Raw genomic sequence first — 15,565 nt, forward strand, 5'->3', positions numbered from 1 at the left:
GGGGAACTGCGCGAGCAACCCACCACCGGGCCGCAGACGGACGGGGGTTAGGGGCGCTGGGGGTCCCCCCGTGCCCGCAGGGCACAGGGGGGTCCCCCACGCCTCTGGGCGTAGGGGGCGGAACTGCGCGACAAGCCCACCACCGGCCGGCAGAGACCAACGCACCCCGCAGGGAGACGGCGGGCATGTCCTGGTTGCGCCGGGACCGGGGTCCCCGGGGCGGGCGCCCCCGGGAAGGGCGCCCTGGCCCGGGTGGGGCGCTACGCGCGGGCCACGCCCTCCGCGCGGGCCGCCGCCGCCACCGCCGCGGTGACCGCCGGCGCCACCCGCTCGTCGAACGGCGACGGAATCACGCAGTCGGCCGACAACTCGTCCCCCACCACGTCCGCCAACGCGTTCGCCGCGGCGATCTTCATGCCCTCGGTGATCCGCTCCGCCCGCACCTGCAGCGCCCCCGCGAAGATCCCGGGGAACGCCAGCACGTTGTTGATCTGGTTCGGGAAGTCGCTGCGGCCCGTGGCCACCACCGCCGCGTACTTGTGCGCGACGTCGGGGTGCACCTCCGGGTTCGGGTTGGCCATGGCGAAGACGAACGCGCCGGGCGCCATCGAGGCCACCGCCTCCTCCGGCACCGTTCCGCCGGAGACGCCGATGAAGACGTCCGCGCCGGCGAGGGCGCTCTCCAGGGACCCGGTCAGCCCCGCCTTGTTCGTCAGCTCGGCCAGCTCGCGCTTGATCGGGGTGAGGTCCTCCCGGTCCCGGCTGACGACGCCCTTCCGGTCCGTGACCGCGACGTCCCCGAGCCCGGCTTCCAGCAGGAACTTCGCGATGGCGACGCCCGCCGCACCCGCGCCCGAGATCACCGCGCGGAGCTCGCCGAGCTCCCGCCCGGTCAGCTTCGCCGCGTTCCGCAGCGCCGCGAGGGTGACGATCGCGGTGCCGTGCTGGTCGTCGTGGAAGACGGGGATGTCCAGCCGCTCCTGGAGCTTGCGCTCGACCTCGAAGCAGCGCGGCGCTGAGATGTCCTCCAGGTTGACCCCGCCGAAGGAGGGGGACATCCGGACGACGGTCTCCACGATCTCGTCGACGTCCTTGGTGGCGAGCGCCACCGGCACCGCGTCCACCCCGCCGAACTGCTTGAAGAGGATCGCCTTGCCCTCCATCACGGGCAGTGACGCCTCCGGGCCGATGTCACCGAGGCCGAGGACGGCGGTGCCGTCCGTCACCACGGCCACGACCTGGGACTTCCAGGTGTAGTCGTGGACCAGCTCCGGCCGCTCGGCGATGGCGGTGCACACCTTGGCCACACCAGGGGTGTACGCGAGGGACAGGTCGTCCTTGTCCCGCACCGGCACCGTCGCCCGGATCGCCATCTTGCCGCCGCGGTGCAACGCGAAGGCCGGATCGAAAGGCTCCTCGGGAGCCTGGGCGGCCTCCGCACGGGCCGCCTCGGTCGCGCCCGCGATGGCGCTCTCACTGTCGCTGCGAGGATTGACGATCTCCGCTGCCATGGGTTGACCCCTTTTGGTTCTACATCGATTGAGGGTTGCCACTCCTGGTGAGGAGGGGTGGGCGGGCACCGCGTGCGCGCTCCGTACCGACGGTCTGAACCGTTCTGCCGGAGGCAGTGCGCACGCGCGGGCGCGCCGCACACGCGCCCTGGGCCCCTGATGAGGGGTGTAAGAGTCCTTCTTACCGGAACGTGACCGCGGACGACGAGTCCATATCGCGTCAGTGCCCCGACACGACACGACTCATTGCCACTCACCACGAATTATCAGGACAAGCCTGATTCGCGCAGTGAATACAGCCTACGACCCGGCTCGGGCGGCAGTTCTTCCGGTCGGAAGGATGGATTCCCGTGAATGGTCCGGTCGCGATGTACCGGCCGACGGAGGTCGGGGGTGTCCCGTTACCCGATTTTGACATGCTCCAGCCCCTGAATGGGCTAGTCCGAATGGCAAGATGCCGAAACACACAAGGTCGCGACCTCCGAAGACGTGCTCGACGACCCCTTCGCAGGACCCCGGCGGGGCCCCGCGCGGGGACGCGTCGGGACACGTGCTCGTCGCGGCCGGGACGCGACCAGGAATGGCAGCCCATCGACACGCCGGAGGACCACGACATGACCGCAGGCACCACGCACCGCACGACCGCCACCCGGTCCCGGAAGCTCCGCTCCCCCCGGTTCGCCGCGGTCGGTGCCCTCGCGGTCGCCGGCTCGCTGCTGCTGACCGCCTGCGGTGACCAGACCGAGGGCGCCAAGAAGGGTGACGGCGACCGCTCGTCGAACAGCGCCCCGCTCTTCGACAAGCTCCCGGAGAAGTACCAGAAGTCGGGCGTCATCAAGGTCGGCACGAACGCCGAGTACGCCCCGATGGAGTCCGTCGAGAACGGCAAGATCGTCGGGGTGGACCCGGACATCGCGGCCGAGCTGGGCAAGAAGCTCGGGGTGGAGTTCCAGTTCACCTCCGGCTCCTTCGACGGCCTCATCACCGCCCTGAACACCGGCCGGCACGACGTCGCCATGTCGTCCATCACGGACAACAAGCAGCGCCAGGAGGGCCTGGACGAGAACGGCAAGAAGCTCGGCAAGGGCGTCGACTTCGTCGACTACTTCCTCGCCGGCACCGCCGTCTACACCAAGAAGGGCAACCCGCAGGGCGTCAAGTCCATCGCGGACCTGTGCGGCAAGGCGGCGGCGGTGCAGCGCGGCACGACGTACGAGAAGGCGCTGCAGACCCAGTCCAAGGCGTGTCAGGACGCGGGGAAGCCCGCCGTCAAGATCGAGTCCTTCGAGAACGACACCGAGGCCCAGACCCGGGTGAAGTCCGGCGGCGCGGTCGCCGGCGTCAACGACTACCCGGTGGCCCTGGACCTCGCCCGCAAGGCGGACGACGGCAAGGCGTTCGAGGTCGTCGGCGACCAGATCGACGCCGGCCCGTTCGGCATCGCCGTGTCGAAGGAGAACACGGGCCTGCGGGACGCGCTGAAGGAGGCCGTCGACGCGATCATCGCGGACGGTTCGTACGGGAAGGTGCTGGAGAAGTGGGGGGCCAGCAGCGGGGCGATCGACAAGGCCGCGATCAACGGCGGCAAGTGATCCCCGCCCCCGACACCAGCTTCCCCGAAGGTTCCCCGAAGGGCAGTCACCGTGACTGACAACACCGACAGTTCGCGCTCCGACATGTTCGACAAGGCGGGGGCCGGCGCCCCGGCCTCCGTCGCCAAGGAGTCCGCCGACCCGGGCGGCGGGAGCACCCCGCCCGAGTTCATCAAGGCCGTCCCCGTGCCGCACGTGGGTCGCTGGATCAGCGGCGTCCTGGTCGTCGCCCTGCTGGCGAGCCTGGTGTACGCGTTCGCCGGCGCCGACATCCAGTGGAGCTCGGTCGGCGACAAGCTGTTCGACGAGTCCGTGCTCAAGGGCGCCGGCCGCACCCTGTACATCAGCGTCCTGGCGATGGTGCTGGGCGTGGCGCTCGGTGTGGTGCTCGCCGTGATGCGCCTCTCCGACAACCCGGTGACCAGCTACGTCGCCTGGCTGTACATCTGGTTCTTCCGGGGCACCCCGGTCTACGTGCAGCTGCTGCTCTGGTTCAACCTGGCACTGATCTTCCCGGTCCTGAACATCCCGGGCATCTACAAGGACGAGATGACGGACGTCATGACTCCGTTCATGTGCGCCCTGCTCGGCCTGGGCCTCAACGAGGCCGCGTACATGGCGGAGATCTGCCGCGCCGGCATCCTCTCGGTGGACCAGGGCCAGTCCGAGGCGTCCCAGGCCCTGGGCATGTCCAAGGCGAAGACGATGCGCCGGGTGGTGCTCCCGCAGGCGCTGCGGGTGATCATCCCGCCGACCGGCAACGAGTTCATCAACATGCTGAAGACGTCCGCGCTGGTCTACGCGGTGACGTACAACGAACTGCTCCGCTCCACCTCGCAGATCGGCTCCACGTCGTACGCGGTGATGGAGATGCTGTTCGTCGCCTCGATCTGGTACATCGTGATGACCAGCGTGTTCAGCGTGGGCCAGTACTACCTGGAGCGGCGCTACGCCCGCGGCTCGCAGCGCGACCTGCCGCCGACCCCCTGGCAGCGCATCAAGGCCAACCTCCGCGGATCCGGCCGCCGCAACACCCCCGTGGCCCCCCTGGGAGGCAGCCGATGAACGCCATGGTGAAGGCGGAGGGCGTCCACAAGTCCTTCGGCCACGCCCACATCCTCAAGGGCATCGACCTGGAGGTCGCCCCGCGCGAGGTCTTCTGTCTGATCGGCCCCTCCGGCTCCGGCAAGTCGACCTTCCTGCGCTGCATCAACCACCTGGAGAAGATCAGCGCGGGCCGGCTGTACGTCGACGGCGACCTGGTGGGCTACCGCCAGAAGGGCGCCAAGCTGTACGAGTTGAAGGACAGCGAGGTCGCGCTCCAGCGCCGGGACATCGGCATGGTCTTCCAGCGCTTCAACCTCTTCCCGCACATGACGGCGATCGAGAACGTCATGGAGGCGCCGGTCCAGGTCAAGGGCGAGACGAAGGCCGTCGCCCGCGCCCGCGCCGAGCGGCTGCTGGACCGGGTGGGCCTCGCGGACCGCGCGGGCCACTACCCCTCGCAGCTCTCCGGCGGCCAGCAGCAGCGGGTGGCCATCGCCCGCGCCCTGGCGATGGAGCCCAAGCTGATGCTCTTCGACGAGCCGACGTCCGCGCTCGACCCCGAGTTGGTGGGTGACGTGCTGGACGTGATGCGCGGGCTGGCCGAGGACGGCATGACGATGATCGTGGTCACGCACGAGATGGGCTTCGCACGGGAGGTCGGCGACGCGCTGGTCTTCATGGACGACGGCAAGGTGGTCGAGTCCGGCCACCCCCGCGAGGTCCTGTCGAACCCGCAGCACGACCGGACGAAGTCCTTCCTGTCGAAGGTGCTGTAGCTTCTCGCGCCGGTGTGAGCGAAGGGGCGGTACGGAGGAATCCGTACCGCCCCTTCGCGTTCCCGCCCCCGTCGCGGGGCTGGCCGGGCTACTTCGGCGCCGGATCCAGCAGCCGCTCGTCGCGCTGCAGCGAGCCCAGTTCGTCGGGGGAGAGCGGCGGCTCGCCCAGGCGGGCCGACCCGTTCGGGAGGGCAAAGGCCGACACCTCGACCCAGAACTTCCCGTCGGCCCGAGCGAAGCTGCGCACACTGCTATGGGAGCGGCCGTGCCCTTCGACGCCCGTGTACCTGTTCCGCCAGGTGACGATCTCGTCGCCGTTCGACAGGCGCTGCACCTCGCAGTCCTCGCGGGCGGGAACACAGAATTCCTGTGCCTTCGTGCCCTCCTTGAGGCGGGGGTCGATGCCGATGAGCCCGACCTGATCGCCCCAGCGGACCACGAATCTGCTGAGGACGCCGTCCTCCCCGTACCGAACCCCGTTGGAGGTGCCGTCAGTTCCCTTCGTCCGCCAGGGGTCGGGCTCGACCATCCGCACCTCGTCGAACCGCCCGGCCGGCAGCAGCCGTGCCAGCCTGGCCGCCTCCTCCTCACCGGCCTTGCTGGTGTCGAGCTTCATCGACGTTCCCACCATCGACGCCAGGTCCCGGTGGTCGCCTCCGTCCCACCCTTCGACCACCCGTGGGACGCCGACGACTCCGGTCGCCGCGACCACCGCGGCCACCGCCGTCGCCGTGATCCGTCGTCGCCACCGCCGCTTCGCCGCCTCGGCGAACACGCCGTCCGTGGTGACCCCGCTCCATGCCGACCCTTCGACCGCCCGCCCCAACAGACCCTTCACGTCGTCCATCTAGCTGCCCTCCCGCAGTTCGACGCGCAGGGCCGCGAGCCCCCGCATCGCGTGGCTCTTCACGGTGTTCTCGCGCATCCCGAGGAGCCCGGCGGTCTCGACGACGCTCAGGTCCTCCCAGTAGCGCAGCACGACCACGGCCCGCTGCTTGGGCGTGAGTCGGCGCAGGGCCGCGCGGACCATCAGGCCGGTGTCCGTGTCCGGGGCCGGCGCCGGCTGCCGGTCGGGCAGTTCGCCGAAGGCGCGCTCGCGCCGCCAGAACCTGCGGCGGCTGGCGATGAACGTGTTGACCAGCGTTTTGCGGGTGTACGCCTCGATGTTCTCCAGACGCGCCTTGCGACGCCCGCCGAGCACGACCTTGACCAGTGTCGTCTGCACGAGGTCGTCGGCTTCGTCGCGGTCGCCGCACAGCAGATAGGCGCTGCGGAACAGGGCGTGCCGTCTGCCGTCGACGAACGCGCGGAGCTCCGCGTCGGCGTCGGTGTCGGTGTCCGTTTCTGCCCCGACGCGCACGGCTTCGGCTCCCGTTGTCGTGTCGGCGGCGACACCGGTGTGTGCGAGCGTCATCCCGCCCCTCCCCGGTCCGCGGGCGCGGACCGTCTCACCCTGTCCAGTGCGGTGGGGCGCACGGGAGGTTGCACCCCACCGCGTCGGATCACTTCAGGGCGAGCACCAGGGCGTCGGACGGCGAGGACCAGACCGCGCGGGACTCGGCGAAGCCGGCGGTGAGCAGGGTCTGCACGTGCCACTGGAGGGGCGGGGTCTCGCCGTCGGCGTGCTCGCCGTAGATCTCGAAGCGGCGGGCGGTGGGTTCGGCGAGCGCGGGGTCCTTCGCGGCGAGGGCCCACCATTCGGCCCAGTCGACGGCGCCGCCCTCCTTGGCGCGGTCCATGACCGCGTGCCGGTGGGCGCGTTCGGCCGCGTTGATCCGGGGGGTGGTGCGGTCGATCATGTGGTCCGCGTTCATCAGGACGCCGCCGTCGCGGACGAGCCCGGCGAGTTGCCCGTACAGCGTGGCGAGCGGTCCGGCGCACAGCCAGTGCAGTGCGGTCGCGGTGAGCACGGCGTCGTAGCGGTCGTACGGCAGCCGGGCCGTCCAGTCGGGGTCCTTCAGGTCGGCGGTGACGAAGGTGACGCGGTCGTCGTCGGCGAAGGTGCCGCGGGCGATGGTCAACAGGGCGGGGTCGAGGTCGACCCCGGTGCTGACGGCTTTCGGGAACCGTCGCAGCAGCCGGTCCGTAATACTTCCCGTACCGCACGCGAGGTCCAGGACCCGCGGCTCCGGGCCGACGGTGGCCTCGACCAGGTCGAGCATCACCCGGAAGCGCTCCTCGCGGTCGGGCATGTACCACTCCTGCTGACGGTCCCAGCTCTGCTGCCAGGCCGCCCAGTCGGTGCCCCTGTCCGTTTCGTTCTCCGACACGGATCTTCCCTTCGCATTACCCTAGTAATACCTGCAAGCAAAATTGCCCATTACCTGACAAGCGTCGACCCTAGACCCTCGCGGTAAGGACTACAAGTGGAACTGGTCTATTACTCGGACTACGCCGTGCGCCTGGTCAACACCGAGGAGCCAGCTCGCAACAAGGACTCCCTCACCTCCGTGGAGGCGATCCGCGACCTCTTCGGCCCCGGGTCCCAGGCCGCGCGCCGGGCGAGCGACGCGGACCTGCCCCGGTTCCGTTCCGTGCGCGGGCGGCTGCGCGCGGTGTTCGCCGCGGCGGACGAGGGCGACGAGACCCGCGCCGTCGACCTGCTGAACTCGCTGCTGCTGGAGTTCCCGATCAGCCCGCAGATCTCCGGCCACGACTACCGGGACGAGGACGGCCGGCCCAAGTGGCACATGCACCTGGCCGAGCACCCCTCGAACGCCACCGCCGGCTACGCCGCGATCGCTTCGATGGGCCTGGCGTTCCACCTCACGGAGTACGGCGTGGACCGCCTCGGCCTGTGCCAGGCGTCCCCCTGCCGCAACGCCTACCTGGACACCTCGACCAACCGCTCCCGCCGCTACTGCTCCGACCGCTGCGCCACCCGCGCGAACGTCGCCGCCTACCGGGCCCGCAAGCGCCTGGAGACCGAGCGGTCGCCGAGCACGGGCCGCACCGCGGACAGGGCCCAGGAGGCCAGCGCCCACAGCGAGCGCTGACCGTCCGCCCTCGGGCGGTACCTCCCCAGGACCCGTCCGAGCAGCAGTTCGCCCGGCACCGTGCCGAAGAGCCGGCTGTCGCCCTCGGCGCCCGGGTTGTCCCCGAGCACCCACCAGCCGCCGTCCCGTAGCTCCACCAGCCGCTTCACGATGAGCAGGTCCTGCTGGAGCGGATGGCGCAGCACGGCCACGTCCCCCGGCTTCACTCCGGCGCCGTAGCGCACCAGCAGTTGGTCCCCGTGCCGGAGGGTCGGATACATGGACGGCCCCGTCACTTCGGCCACCCCGAACGGCGCTTTCGGCTCCCGCCCCGGCTCAGTCATCCGTCACCTCCGAGCCCCGGGTCACGCCCCCGGGTACGTCCACGGTACGTTCCGCCACCGGTCCCATGGCGCCCCGGACTTTTGTCCTAAGCCCCGGGGGCAGCCGCGAAAACGGGTCCCTCACGGAGTAATGTCCCACCTGAGAAGACGATCACGAGGAAGGACTGCTCCATGCTCTCCCGCCTGTTCGCCCCCAGGGTGAAGGTCAGCGCCCACTGCGACCTGCCGTGCGGCGTGTACGACCCGGCCCAGGCCCGCATCGAGGCCGAGTCGGTCAAGGCCGTCCAGGAGAAGTTCCAGGCCAACGAGGACCCGCACTTCCGCGCCCGCGCCACCGTCATCAAGGAGCAGCGCGCGGAGCTCGCCAAGCACCACATCTCGGTGCTCTGGAGCGACTACTTCAAGCCCCCGCACTTCGAGAAGTACCCGGAGCTGCACCAGCTGGTGAACGACGCCCTCAAGGCCCTCTCGGCGGCGAAGGCGTCCACGGACCCGGCGACGGGCCAGAAGGCGCTGGACTACATCGCCCAGATCGACAAGATCTTCTGGGAGACCAAGCAGGGCTGATGCGCCTTGCGACTCCTGGACACCAGGTCAGAGCAAGCACACCAGTGGCCCGACTGCGGGGAGCAATCTCCGCAGTCGGGCCACTGGGCTGCTGAGGATCGTCTACCCGCGCATGCGCTCCTACGACGTGCCCCCTGCGCCCTCGACGGCGGCCAGCGCAGCTCTCCAGGGGAACTCCGCCGGGTCGCCCTGCTTGGGCGGATGCGACCGGTAGCCGTCCGGCCCGTCGAGGTACGTCACTCCCTGGGCGCGTAGGTCCGCGATGCTCCGTGCGACCGCGGGTTGGGCCGCCTGAGCCTGGTTGAAGTACGGCACCGCCACCACGCGTACGCCGAGGTGCACTCCCTCCGAGACCAGGCCGATGGCCAGCGTGTCAGCGATTCCGGCACCCCACTTGTTCAGACTGGTGCAGCTCAAGGGTGCGACCAGCATCGCGTCGGCTTTCGGAAGCGCGTCCTTCTGGCCGGGCAGTTTGTACTGGGAGCGCACCGGGTGCCGCGTCAGCTCTTCCAGGTCGCCCAGGCGGTCCTGCCACCACCGGGCCGCGGTCGGCGTCAGGATGAGGCAGACGTCCCAACCCGCGTCCTGGGCTTCTCTGACTCCGGTGTCGATGTACTGGGTGGGGCCGGCTGCGCATGCGATGAGATAGAGGACGGGGGGTGTCATGCCCGGAGTCCACACCGTGCCGCGAGTGCACGCAACTGGCTGTTCGGCTGAGGGGTGGCCCGTAGGACGTCCTCCACCAGGTGCACGGTGTCGGGACGCCCTTCCAGTTCCTCGGGCGCCAATGCGGCGGCAGCCAGCAACTCGGTGGCCGCCTGTTCTCGGCGTCGTGTCAGGAGCGAGGCACGCGCCTTGGAGACGTGCAGGCCGGCTGTTCGCTCGCGCGACAGGCCGCCGATGGCCTCGGGAGGGAGTCCTGCCGCTGCTTCAAGTGCCGACCAGCCGTCCTCGAACCGGGTCAGGGTGTCCACTCGGTGCAACACGACATTCGTGGGCCCGAACATCGTCCAGTCCTCATCGAGGTCCCCGCCCTGCCGCTGGGCCACCTCCCCCGCCTCACCGATGAACCCGGAGGCAGCCCGCATCCGATCGGGCGTGCGCTCCTGCGACGACGCCGCCAGCGCCGCCGACGGGTAGAGCATCCCCAGCGTCGACAGGCCAAGCGGGCCCTGCGAGGAGAGGTCGGCGGACAGCCGGCGCGCGGCTCCGGTCGCGAAGTCGACCGCTGCTTCAGGGCGATGTTGGTACACGAGGCTCTTGGCGATCCGGCGTGACGCCGCACCGATCTGCACCGGATCCCCGGACCGCTCCGCCGCGCTCAACGCCCGGTCCGCGGCCAGTGCCGCCGAAACCGCCGTCGACTGCCCGTACTTGTGCAAGTAGGAGGTGCCGAGCTGGTACACGCGGGACACCAGCGCCGACGCTTCGCAGGTCCGGTCCGCAGGCGCTGCGTGGGCCGCTCTTTCGGCGCCGAGGATGAGACCGGGGAGATCCCGAGCGATCGCCTCGTAGTGGCACGCCTGGAAGGCTTCGCAGCAGTAGACGAGCTGGCCTCGTAGACGCCCCAAGGGGAGGGGATCGACATCGTCCTGCGATGCCCTCCTGTACAGCGCATCCGCCAGGCGGAGCGCGCCCGCGGGAGGCTGTGAGCCTGCTGCGGGCTCGGGCGGGGCGTCGGACAAGAGCTGCTCCGGGGGAATGCGCAGGACTTCAGCCGCGCGCACCAGCACGGACAGCCGGGGGTCTTGCTGTCGCTTGCCGCCTTCGAGGTCCTGCACCCACCGCTTCGTCTGGCCCATGAGGCGGCCGAAGTCCGGTTGTGTGAGGCCGCGGCGGTCCCGCCAGTAGGCGATCCGTCGGCCGATGCGACCAGTATCCACAGCGTGCTCCCTGCGAAGGGCACGCACAGTGCGTGCCTACTCGCCTTGTACCGCGCCTTACCGTCCGTCGTAAGCCGATCACACAGACGGGATGGGCAATGGCCAATCATGAGCAATACCCACGGGCGGGCGAGCAACCGGACGCGGCGCCCGTGCCCGTGCCGGCGATGACCTTGCGGGTGTATCGCGTGGGTGCGGACGGCACGCGGTGGCCGGTGGAGCGGGAGGTCAGCGTCGTCGCGGCGCAGGACGTACCGGCCGAGCCGATGAAGTTCCCGCCGTGCTCGTGCCCGCGCTGCGTGCGGGGTGTTCGGTGACTGCGAGTGTGAGCTTGGTGGATGTGACCCGGGACGTGCGTCTCGCGGGTGCTGTGTGCTTGAGCCGGCCGCCGAGCAGCGCCGTCGAAGCGTTGCGGGATCGGCTGCGGGCCCACATCGCCGTGCTGGCCGTACCGGCTGAGGCGTACGGCTCCAGCCTCAGCGGGGAGTGGTACGGGCAGCGCGTCCTGACCTGTGTCGCGAGCGCGCGCAGGGCCGCGGCCGGGGGCGAGCCCGGCATACGGATCGATGAAGAGCTGCTGCTCTTGGCCGAGTACGTCAAGACGCTCCTGATGTACACGGGACGCAAGCCGCGGCACAGCGCTTGAACTCCCGTGTGCCAGCGCACGGGCAAGGGGCCAACGCGCTGGCACACGGGCCCAGACCGGCCCCGGCCCTGGTTTCCGATCCCCCGCGACAGGGCCGGGGCCCTTCCCGGGCGCACTCGCGGATCAGTCCGGCGGGGCGCCCAAGTCCCGTCGCAGGACGGCGCGGGCCGCGTCGGTCGTCTCGCGGTGGGCCTGCCTGGCCGCCTGGTACTCCGGCGTCGGCACGGTGGCGCCGGAGGCGAGCACCTCGCGGATGCCGCGCAGCGTGACGTATGCGGCGTCGATCGCGGACGTGACCTCGCGGGGCGCCGTGAGGGCCAGCCGCTCGCGCGCCCCGTCGCACCCCGAGTCCAGGAACGCCTGCCGGATCCTGGCCGCCCGCAGCTGCGCGTCCGGATGGTCCTCGTCCGCTGCCGAGCGCATGGCCTCGTGCGCCGTGCGGAAGGCGACGAGGCAGTCCGCGTACAGGTTCCGGCGGTCCTGGAGGCCGGTGTCCCTGGCGGTGTGACGCCGGCGCACGTGTTCGCCGACCAGGGTGGCTCCCACCCCGAGGACGGCTCCGAGCCCCGTACCGACCAGACTCGCCCACTCCACGCCACCGGATGGTGCCATGCGGGCGCGCGGTGCAGAACCCGCTGTGCGGAACCTCCTGCGGGCCACCTCCGGGTGAAGCCTCGGGCGAAGGCGCAGGTGGGTCGGTTCGCGGGTGGGAGGGTGGGGGGGACTTCGCGCCGGGCCAGCAAGGAGCAGACGCATGCAGTGGACCGTTCACGGTGAACGGCAGATCTACGCCAACCCCTGGGTCAACCTCTGGCTCGCGGACGTGCAGCAACCGGACGGGCACCGGTTCGAGCACCACGTCGTCCGGATACGGCACCTCGCCGTCGCCGCCGTCGTCGACGACCGGAAGCGGGTGCTGATGATGTGGCGCCACCGGTTCGTGACGGACACCTGGGGCTGGGAGTTGCCCATGGGGTTGATCGAGGAGGGCGAGTCGCCCGAGCAGACCGCGGCGCGGGAGGTGGAGGAGGAGACCGGCTGGCGGGTGGAGGCGCTGAAGCCGATGTTGTACGCGCAGCCCGCGAACGGCATCACGGACTCCGAGCACCACTTCTTCCGCGCCGCCCCGGCGACGTATACCGGCCCGCCCGTCGAGGTGAACGAGGCCGACCGCATCGAGTGGGTGCCGCTCGCGGAGGTCCGGGGGATGATCGACCGTCGGGAGATCGTCAGCGGGGCCAGTCTGAACGCGCTGCTGTACGTCCTCCTCGACGAGGCGACGGCCGGGCCAACCGCCTAAGGGGGCCCGTTCAGGCGGCCGGGACCGCGAGCAGCGGGCTGCCGTGGCGGCGTAGCCACTGCCGGTACGCCACGGCGCCCGCGGCCACTTCCCGGTACGCCTCCGCCAGGTCCAGGTACGCCCCGTCCGCCACCTCCTGCGCACCGGCGCGCGAGCACAGCAGCAGCCGTACGGCCAGCGGGTCGCCGCGCAGGGGGCGGATCGCCATGTCGCCGCGCGGGTCGGAGGTGGGTTGGCAGGGGGCGACGGCCTCGCCGACGGCGATCAGCGCGGCGGCCGTGTGGTAGTCGCCGTGCAGCAGCGGCGGGTCGATGCCGGCGGCGAACAGCACCCGGCGCACGCCCTCCCACTCGCCGTCCACCGAGGGGTCGACGATCCAGCGGTCATCGGCCAGGTCGGCGAGTTCCACGACGGCCGCATCGGCGGCGGGGTGGTGCCGCGCCATGGAGACGAACTGCGGCTCGCGCTCCACCAGGACGCGTACGCACAGCCCCTCGGGCAGCACGAGCGGGCAGCCCTCCACCTCGTGCACGAAGGCGACGTCGAGCTGTCCGGCCGCAACCATCTTGAGCAGGGAGTTCGGCGAGACGTCCACGTGCAGGGAGATGTCCGTGCCGGGCAGGCGGCGGCGCAGCCTGCCGAGCCAGCCGGGCAGGGCGCGGCTCGCGGTGGAGCCGATGCGCAGCCGCGGCCCGCTCGCGCGCGCGGCGGCCGACTTGGCCTCGGCCACCAGGGCGCTCATTTCGGCCAACAGGGGGCGCGCCCGGCTCAGTACGGCCCGCCCCACCGGAGTGGGCCGGCAACCGGAGCGCTCACGCGCGAAGAGTTCGGCGCCGAGGGAGTTCTCGATGCGGCGCAGTTGGGTCGTCAGCGACGGCTGGCTGACGCCCAGTTGCCGGGCCGCCTTGTGCAGGCTGCCGGCGTCCGCGATGGCGCACAGGGCGCGGAGGTGTCTCACCTCTAGCTCCATGGTTGGAGAGTAGGTCCGCGCCAACTGCCGCACCAGACGCATAGTCCGGGCACAGCGGGACGGATGAGGACGACACCGCCCGAGAAAACGGAACCCCCAAAACCGGATCGATGACATGGGCATGAAGGAAGCGGACAACCGGGACGACCGAGGTGATGCGTCGGCGTTATCGGGGGTTGGCATCATCCCAACCAGGGGTGGTTCCCCGAAACTCGGCCGTACCGAACCGCTCAACGGACGAGTAGGAGCCCCCCATGCGTCACCCCCGATCCGTCCTCGCCACCGCACTCGGCATCGGACTCGCCGCCGCCCTCGCCACCCCGGCGTCCGCCGCCACCGCCCCCGTCGCGTCCCCCGCGTCCGCGGCGAGCACCGCCGCTGCCGCCGCGGGCTGGGCCGCGTACGAGAAGTCCGGCGAGGACACCCGGGCGACCGAGGCGTTCATCCAGGCCATCCAGAAGGCCGTCGCCGAGAAGCGCGCCGCCAACCCGGACGCGCGCGTCGTGACGGTCAACTACAGCGCCGCCGGCGCACCGTCCTTCCGCAACCAGATAGCCCGCAGCACCCAGGTGTGGAACAGCACCGTCACCAACGTGAAGCTGCGCGAGGGCGGCAGCCCCAGCTTCACCTACCGCGAGGGCAACGACCCGCGCGGCTCGTACGCCAGCACGGACGGCCACGGCCGCGGCTACATCTTCCTCGACTACCGCCAGAACCAGATCTACAACTCCAACCGCGTCACCTCGCACGAGACCGGGCACGTGCTCGGCCTGCGCGACAACTACAGCGGCCCGTGCAGCGAGTTGATGTCGGGCGGCGGCCCCGGCCCGTCCTGCCAGAACGACACCCCGAACAGCGCCGAGCGCGCCCGGGTCAACCAGCTGTGGGCCAACGGCTGACGAGCCGACGGCTGACGGCTGACGAGCCACCCAGCTGAGCGCATAGGAGGGGCGTCCCGCCGAAACCGTCGGCGGGACGCCCCTCTCCCGTAGCTCAATCCGCGGCGCGCGCCCGGCGCGCCCCGCGTCAGGCGTCCGCCGGCGTGCGCACCCCCAGCTCCGCGCCGTGCGGCAACAGCCGCTGCAAGCGGTCGAGCGCGTCGTCGAAGTCACCCCCGGCCACCCCGGCCTCGAACGCGGCCCCGCCGTAATGCAGCGTCAGGTTCAGATCGGCCCGGTCCAACGAGCCGTCAGGGCGCGGCTCGCCGAGCGTCAACAGACAGCTGAGCGTGGCCCGCTGGACCTCGCCGTCGGCATGGACGGGGAGCGGCATGTCCCACTCCAGTACGCAGGACGAGAGCAGCCCCTCGGCCCCTATGGCCTCCAGTGCGGCGAATGTCGCACCCTCGTACTCAACACCCCTGATGCGCGTGCACAGTTGACGTCCACGCGCTGCGATCGTGACGGCTTCCGCGCCCCGTCGATCGCGGTACCAGCCCGCCCAGACTTCAGTCGACTCCGATGACATGGCGCGGACTGTAGCGCTACGGCGGGCGGGGGCGTACATCAGGGATGCCCGAACGGCGCGTTCGGGCCTGAGAGCGTTCCGAATCCGTTCGGTCCGGGACCGTTCCCGGACGGATTCGGCGCGGTCTTCGCAGGCCGGGTGCGCGGGTGACGGGCTGGGTGCGTGGCTGGGTGGGTGGCCGGGCGCGGGTCAGGTCGTGCCGACGGAGGTGTCGGGGCTGGTGCCCGGGTGCTGGCGGGAGCCACCGGCGCCGTCCGCGCCCGGGGCGCCGCCGGCGCCCTCGGCCTCTTCGGGCGGCAGGTACCGCTCGCACGCGCGGTTGTGGCAGGGGCCGGGCCCCCAGAAGGGGACGAACGCCCCGAGGGTCTTGCGTCGCTTGATGACGGTACCGACAGGCCGGCCGCACGCCGGGCACCGGAACTTGGCCTGCGGGCTCCGGAGCTCGGCCTGCGGGCTGCGGACGGTCCGACGTCCTTCGCTGCCCATG

Annotated in this window: 19 protein-coding genes; 8 read left to right on the forward strand and 11 right to left on the reverse strand. The window is 70.9% G+C overall.

Translation table 11 applies throughout. The features are described from left to right. Positions 1-260: 260 nt before the first annotated feature. Complete coding sequence (locus ABZ842_RS00735; RefSeq protein WP_361529310.1) at positions 261-1,511, reverse strand: NADP-dependent malic enzyme; 1,251 nt, start codon at positions 1,509-1,511, stop codon at positions 261-263. Between the two features lie 614 nt (positions 1,512-2,125). Here ABZ842_RS00735 and ABZ842_RS00740 point away from each other — a divergent pair. The 3 genes from ABZ842_RS00740 to ABZ842_RS00750 are packed head-to-tail and all read left to right on the forward strand — an operon-like array spanning position 2,126 to position 4,926. Continuing rightward, positions 2,126-3,103 (forward strand): ABC transporter substrate-binding protein, encoded by a 978-nt coding sequence (locus tag ABZ842_RS00740; RefSeq protein WP_361529313.1) that lies wholly within the window; start codon positions 2,126-2,128, stop codon positions 3,101-3,103. Between the two features lie 51 nt (positions 3,104-3,154). After that, on the forward strand, positions 3,155-4,168 hold the full coding sequence (locus ABZ842_RS00745; RefSeq protein WP_361529316.1) for an amino acid ABC transporter permease: 1,014 nt from the start codon (positions 3,155-3,157) through the stop codon (positions 4,166-4,168). Then, a complete protein-coding gene (locus ABZ842_RS00750) occupies positions 4,165-4,926 on the forward strand; it encodes an amino acid ABC transporter ATP-binding protein (protein WP_361529319.1) in 762 nt (253 codons plus the stop codon). Before ABZ842_RS00745 ends, ABZ842_RS00750 begins: the two co-directional genes overlap by 4 nt. 88 nt (positions 4,927-5,014) lie before the next feature. Here ABZ842_RS00750 and ABZ842_RS00755 read toward each other — a convergent pair whose 3' ends face one another. The 3 genes from ABZ842_RS00755 to ABZ842_RS00765 form a co-directional block, all read right to left on the reverse strand. After that, positions 5,015-5,773 carry a hypothetical protein gene (locus tag ABZ842_RS00755; RefSeq protein WP_361529322.1) on the reverse strand — a complete coding sequence of 253 codons (759 nt, stop codon included), beginning with the start codon at positions 5,771-5,773 and terminating at the stop codon, positions 5,015-5,017. Further along, on the reverse strand, positions 5,774-6,340 hold the full coding sequence (locus ABZ842_RS00760; protein ID WP_361529325.1) for a SigE family RNA polymerase sigma factor: 567 nt from the start codon (positions 6,338-6,340) through the stop codon (positions 5,774-5,776). It abuts the gene before it with no gap. Positions 6,341-6,428: 88 nt separating this feature from the next. Continuing rightward, positions 6,429-7,118: a class I SAM-dependent methyltransferase gene (locus tag ABZ842_RS00765; protein ID WP_361529957.1), complete on the reverse strand. Its 690-nt coding sequence runs from the start codon at positions 7,116-7,118 to the stop codon at positions 6,429-6,431. 174 nt (positions 7,119-7,292) lie between these two features. Here ABZ842_RS00765 and ABZ842_RS00770 point away from each other — a divergent pair, with 174 nt between their 5' ends. Beyond that, the gene (locus ABZ842_RS00770; protein ID WP_361529328.1) at positions 7,293-7,922 is read left to right on the forward strand and encodes a CGNR zinc finger domain-containing protein; all 630 of its coding nucleotides are present in this window, start codon (positions 7,293-7,295) and stop codon (positions 7,920-7,922) included. Here ABZ842_RS00770 and sodX read toward each other — a convergent pair. Then, positions 7,826-8,245 carry a nickel-type superoxide dismutase maturation protease gene (gene sodX / locus ABZ842_RS00775; protein ID WP_361529331.1) on the reverse strand — a complete coding sequence of 140 codons (420 nt, stop codon included), beginning with the start codon at positions 8,243-8,245 and terminating at the stop codon, positions 7,826-7,828. The genes ABZ842_RS00770 and sodX overlap by 97 nt on opposite strands. Positions 8,246-8,416: 171 nt before the next feature. On the opposite strand from sodX, the gene sodN reads away from it, so the two are divergent. Beyond that, positions 8,417-8,812, forward strand: a complete 396-nt coding sequence (gene sodN, locus ABZ842_RS00780; protein ID WP_361529334.1) for a superoxide dismutase, Ni — start codon at positions 8,417-8,419, stop codon at positions 8,810-8,812. Positions 8,813-8,932: 120 nt separating this feature from the next. Here sodN and ABZ842_RS00785 read toward each other — a convergent pair whose 3' ends face one another. Both ABZ842_RS00785 and ABZ842_RS00790 read right to left on the reverse strand, forming a co-directional pair. After that, the gene (locus tag ABZ842_RS00785; protein ID WP_361529337.1) at positions 8,933-9,478 is read right to left on the reverse strand and encodes a flavoprotein; all 546 of its coding nucleotides are present in this window, start codon (positions 9,476-9,478) and stop codon (positions 8,933-8,935) included. After that, positions 9,475-10,722: a helix-turn-helix transcriptional regulator gene (locus ABZ842_RS00790; RefSeq protein WP_361529340.1), complete on the reverse strand. Its 1,248-nt coding sequence runs from the start codon at positions 10,720-10,722 to the stop codon at positions 9,475-9,477. The genes ABZ842_RS00785 and ABZ842_RS00790 overlap by 4 nt, the downstream gene beginning before the upstream one ends. 349 nt (positions 10,723-11,071) lie before the next feature. On the opposite strand from ABZ842_RS00790, the gene ABZ842_RS00795 reads away from it, so the two are divergent. Further along, positions 11,072-11,341, forward strand: coding sequence for a hypothetical protein (locus ABZ842_RS00795; protein ID WP_361529343.1), 270 nt, complete (start codon positions 11,072-11,074; stop codon positions 11,339-11,341). Between the two features lie 123 nt (positions 11,342-11,464). On the opposite strand, the gene ABZ842_RS00800 is transcribed toward ABZ842_RS00795, so the two are convergent. Then, positions 11,465-11,935, reverse strand: coding sequence for a hypothetical protein (locus ABZ842_RS00800; protein ID WP_361529346.1), 471 nt, complete (start codon positions 11,933-11,935; stop codon positions 11,465-11,467). Between the two features lie 160 nt (positions 11,936-12,095). Here ABZ842_RS00800 and ABZ842_RS00805 point away from each other — a divergent pair, with 160 nt between their 5' ends. Continuing rightward, on the forward strand, positions 12,096-12,641 hold the full coding sequence (locus ABZ842_RS00805) for an NUDIX hydrolase (RefSeq protein WP_361529349.1): 546 nt from the start codon (positions 12,096-12,098) through the stop codon (positions 12,639-12,641). Between the two features lie 10 nt (positions 12,642-12,651). Here ABZ842_RS00805 and ABZ842_RS00810 read toward each other — a convergent pair whose 3' ends face one another. Continuing rightward, a complete protein-coding gene (locus ABZ842_RS00810; RefSeq protein ID WP_361529352.1) occupies positions 12,652-13,611 on the reverse strand; it encodes a LysR family transcriptional regulator in 960 nt (319 codons plus the stop codon). A gap of 254 nt (positions 13,612-13,865) precedes the next feature. On the opposite strand from ABZ842_RS00810, the gene snpA reads away from it, so the two are divergent. Then, a complete protein-coding gene (gene snpA, locus ABZ842_RS00815; protein WP_361529355.1) occupies positions 13,866-14,510 on the forward strand; it encodes a snapalysin in 645 nt (214 codons plus the stop codon). A 127-nt stretch (positions 14,511-14,637) separates the two neighbouring features. On the opposite strand, the gene ABZ842_RS00820 is transcribed toward snpA, so the two are convergent. Beyond that, positions 14,638-15,078 carry a DUF6304 family protein gene (locus ABZ842_RS00820; RefSeq protein WP_361529358.1) on the reverse strand — a complete coding sequence of 147 codons (441 nt, stop codon included), beginning with the start codon at positions 15,076-15,078 and terminating at the stop codon, positions 14,638-14,640. A 189-nt stretch (positions 15,079-15,267) separates the two neighbouring features. Then, a complete protein-coding gene (locus ABZ842_RS00825; protein WP_361529361.1) occupies positions 15,268-15,564 on the reverse strand; it encodes a hypothetical protein in 297 nt (98 codons plus the stop codon). Between the last annotated feature and the right edge of the window lies 1 nt (position 15,565).

It is taken from the genome of Streptomyces sp. NPDC047315 (assembly GCF_040643215.1).
In the GTDB taxonomy this organism is placed as follows: domain Bacteria; phylum Actinomycetota; class Actinomycetes; order Streptomycetales; family Streptomycetaceae; genus Streptomyces.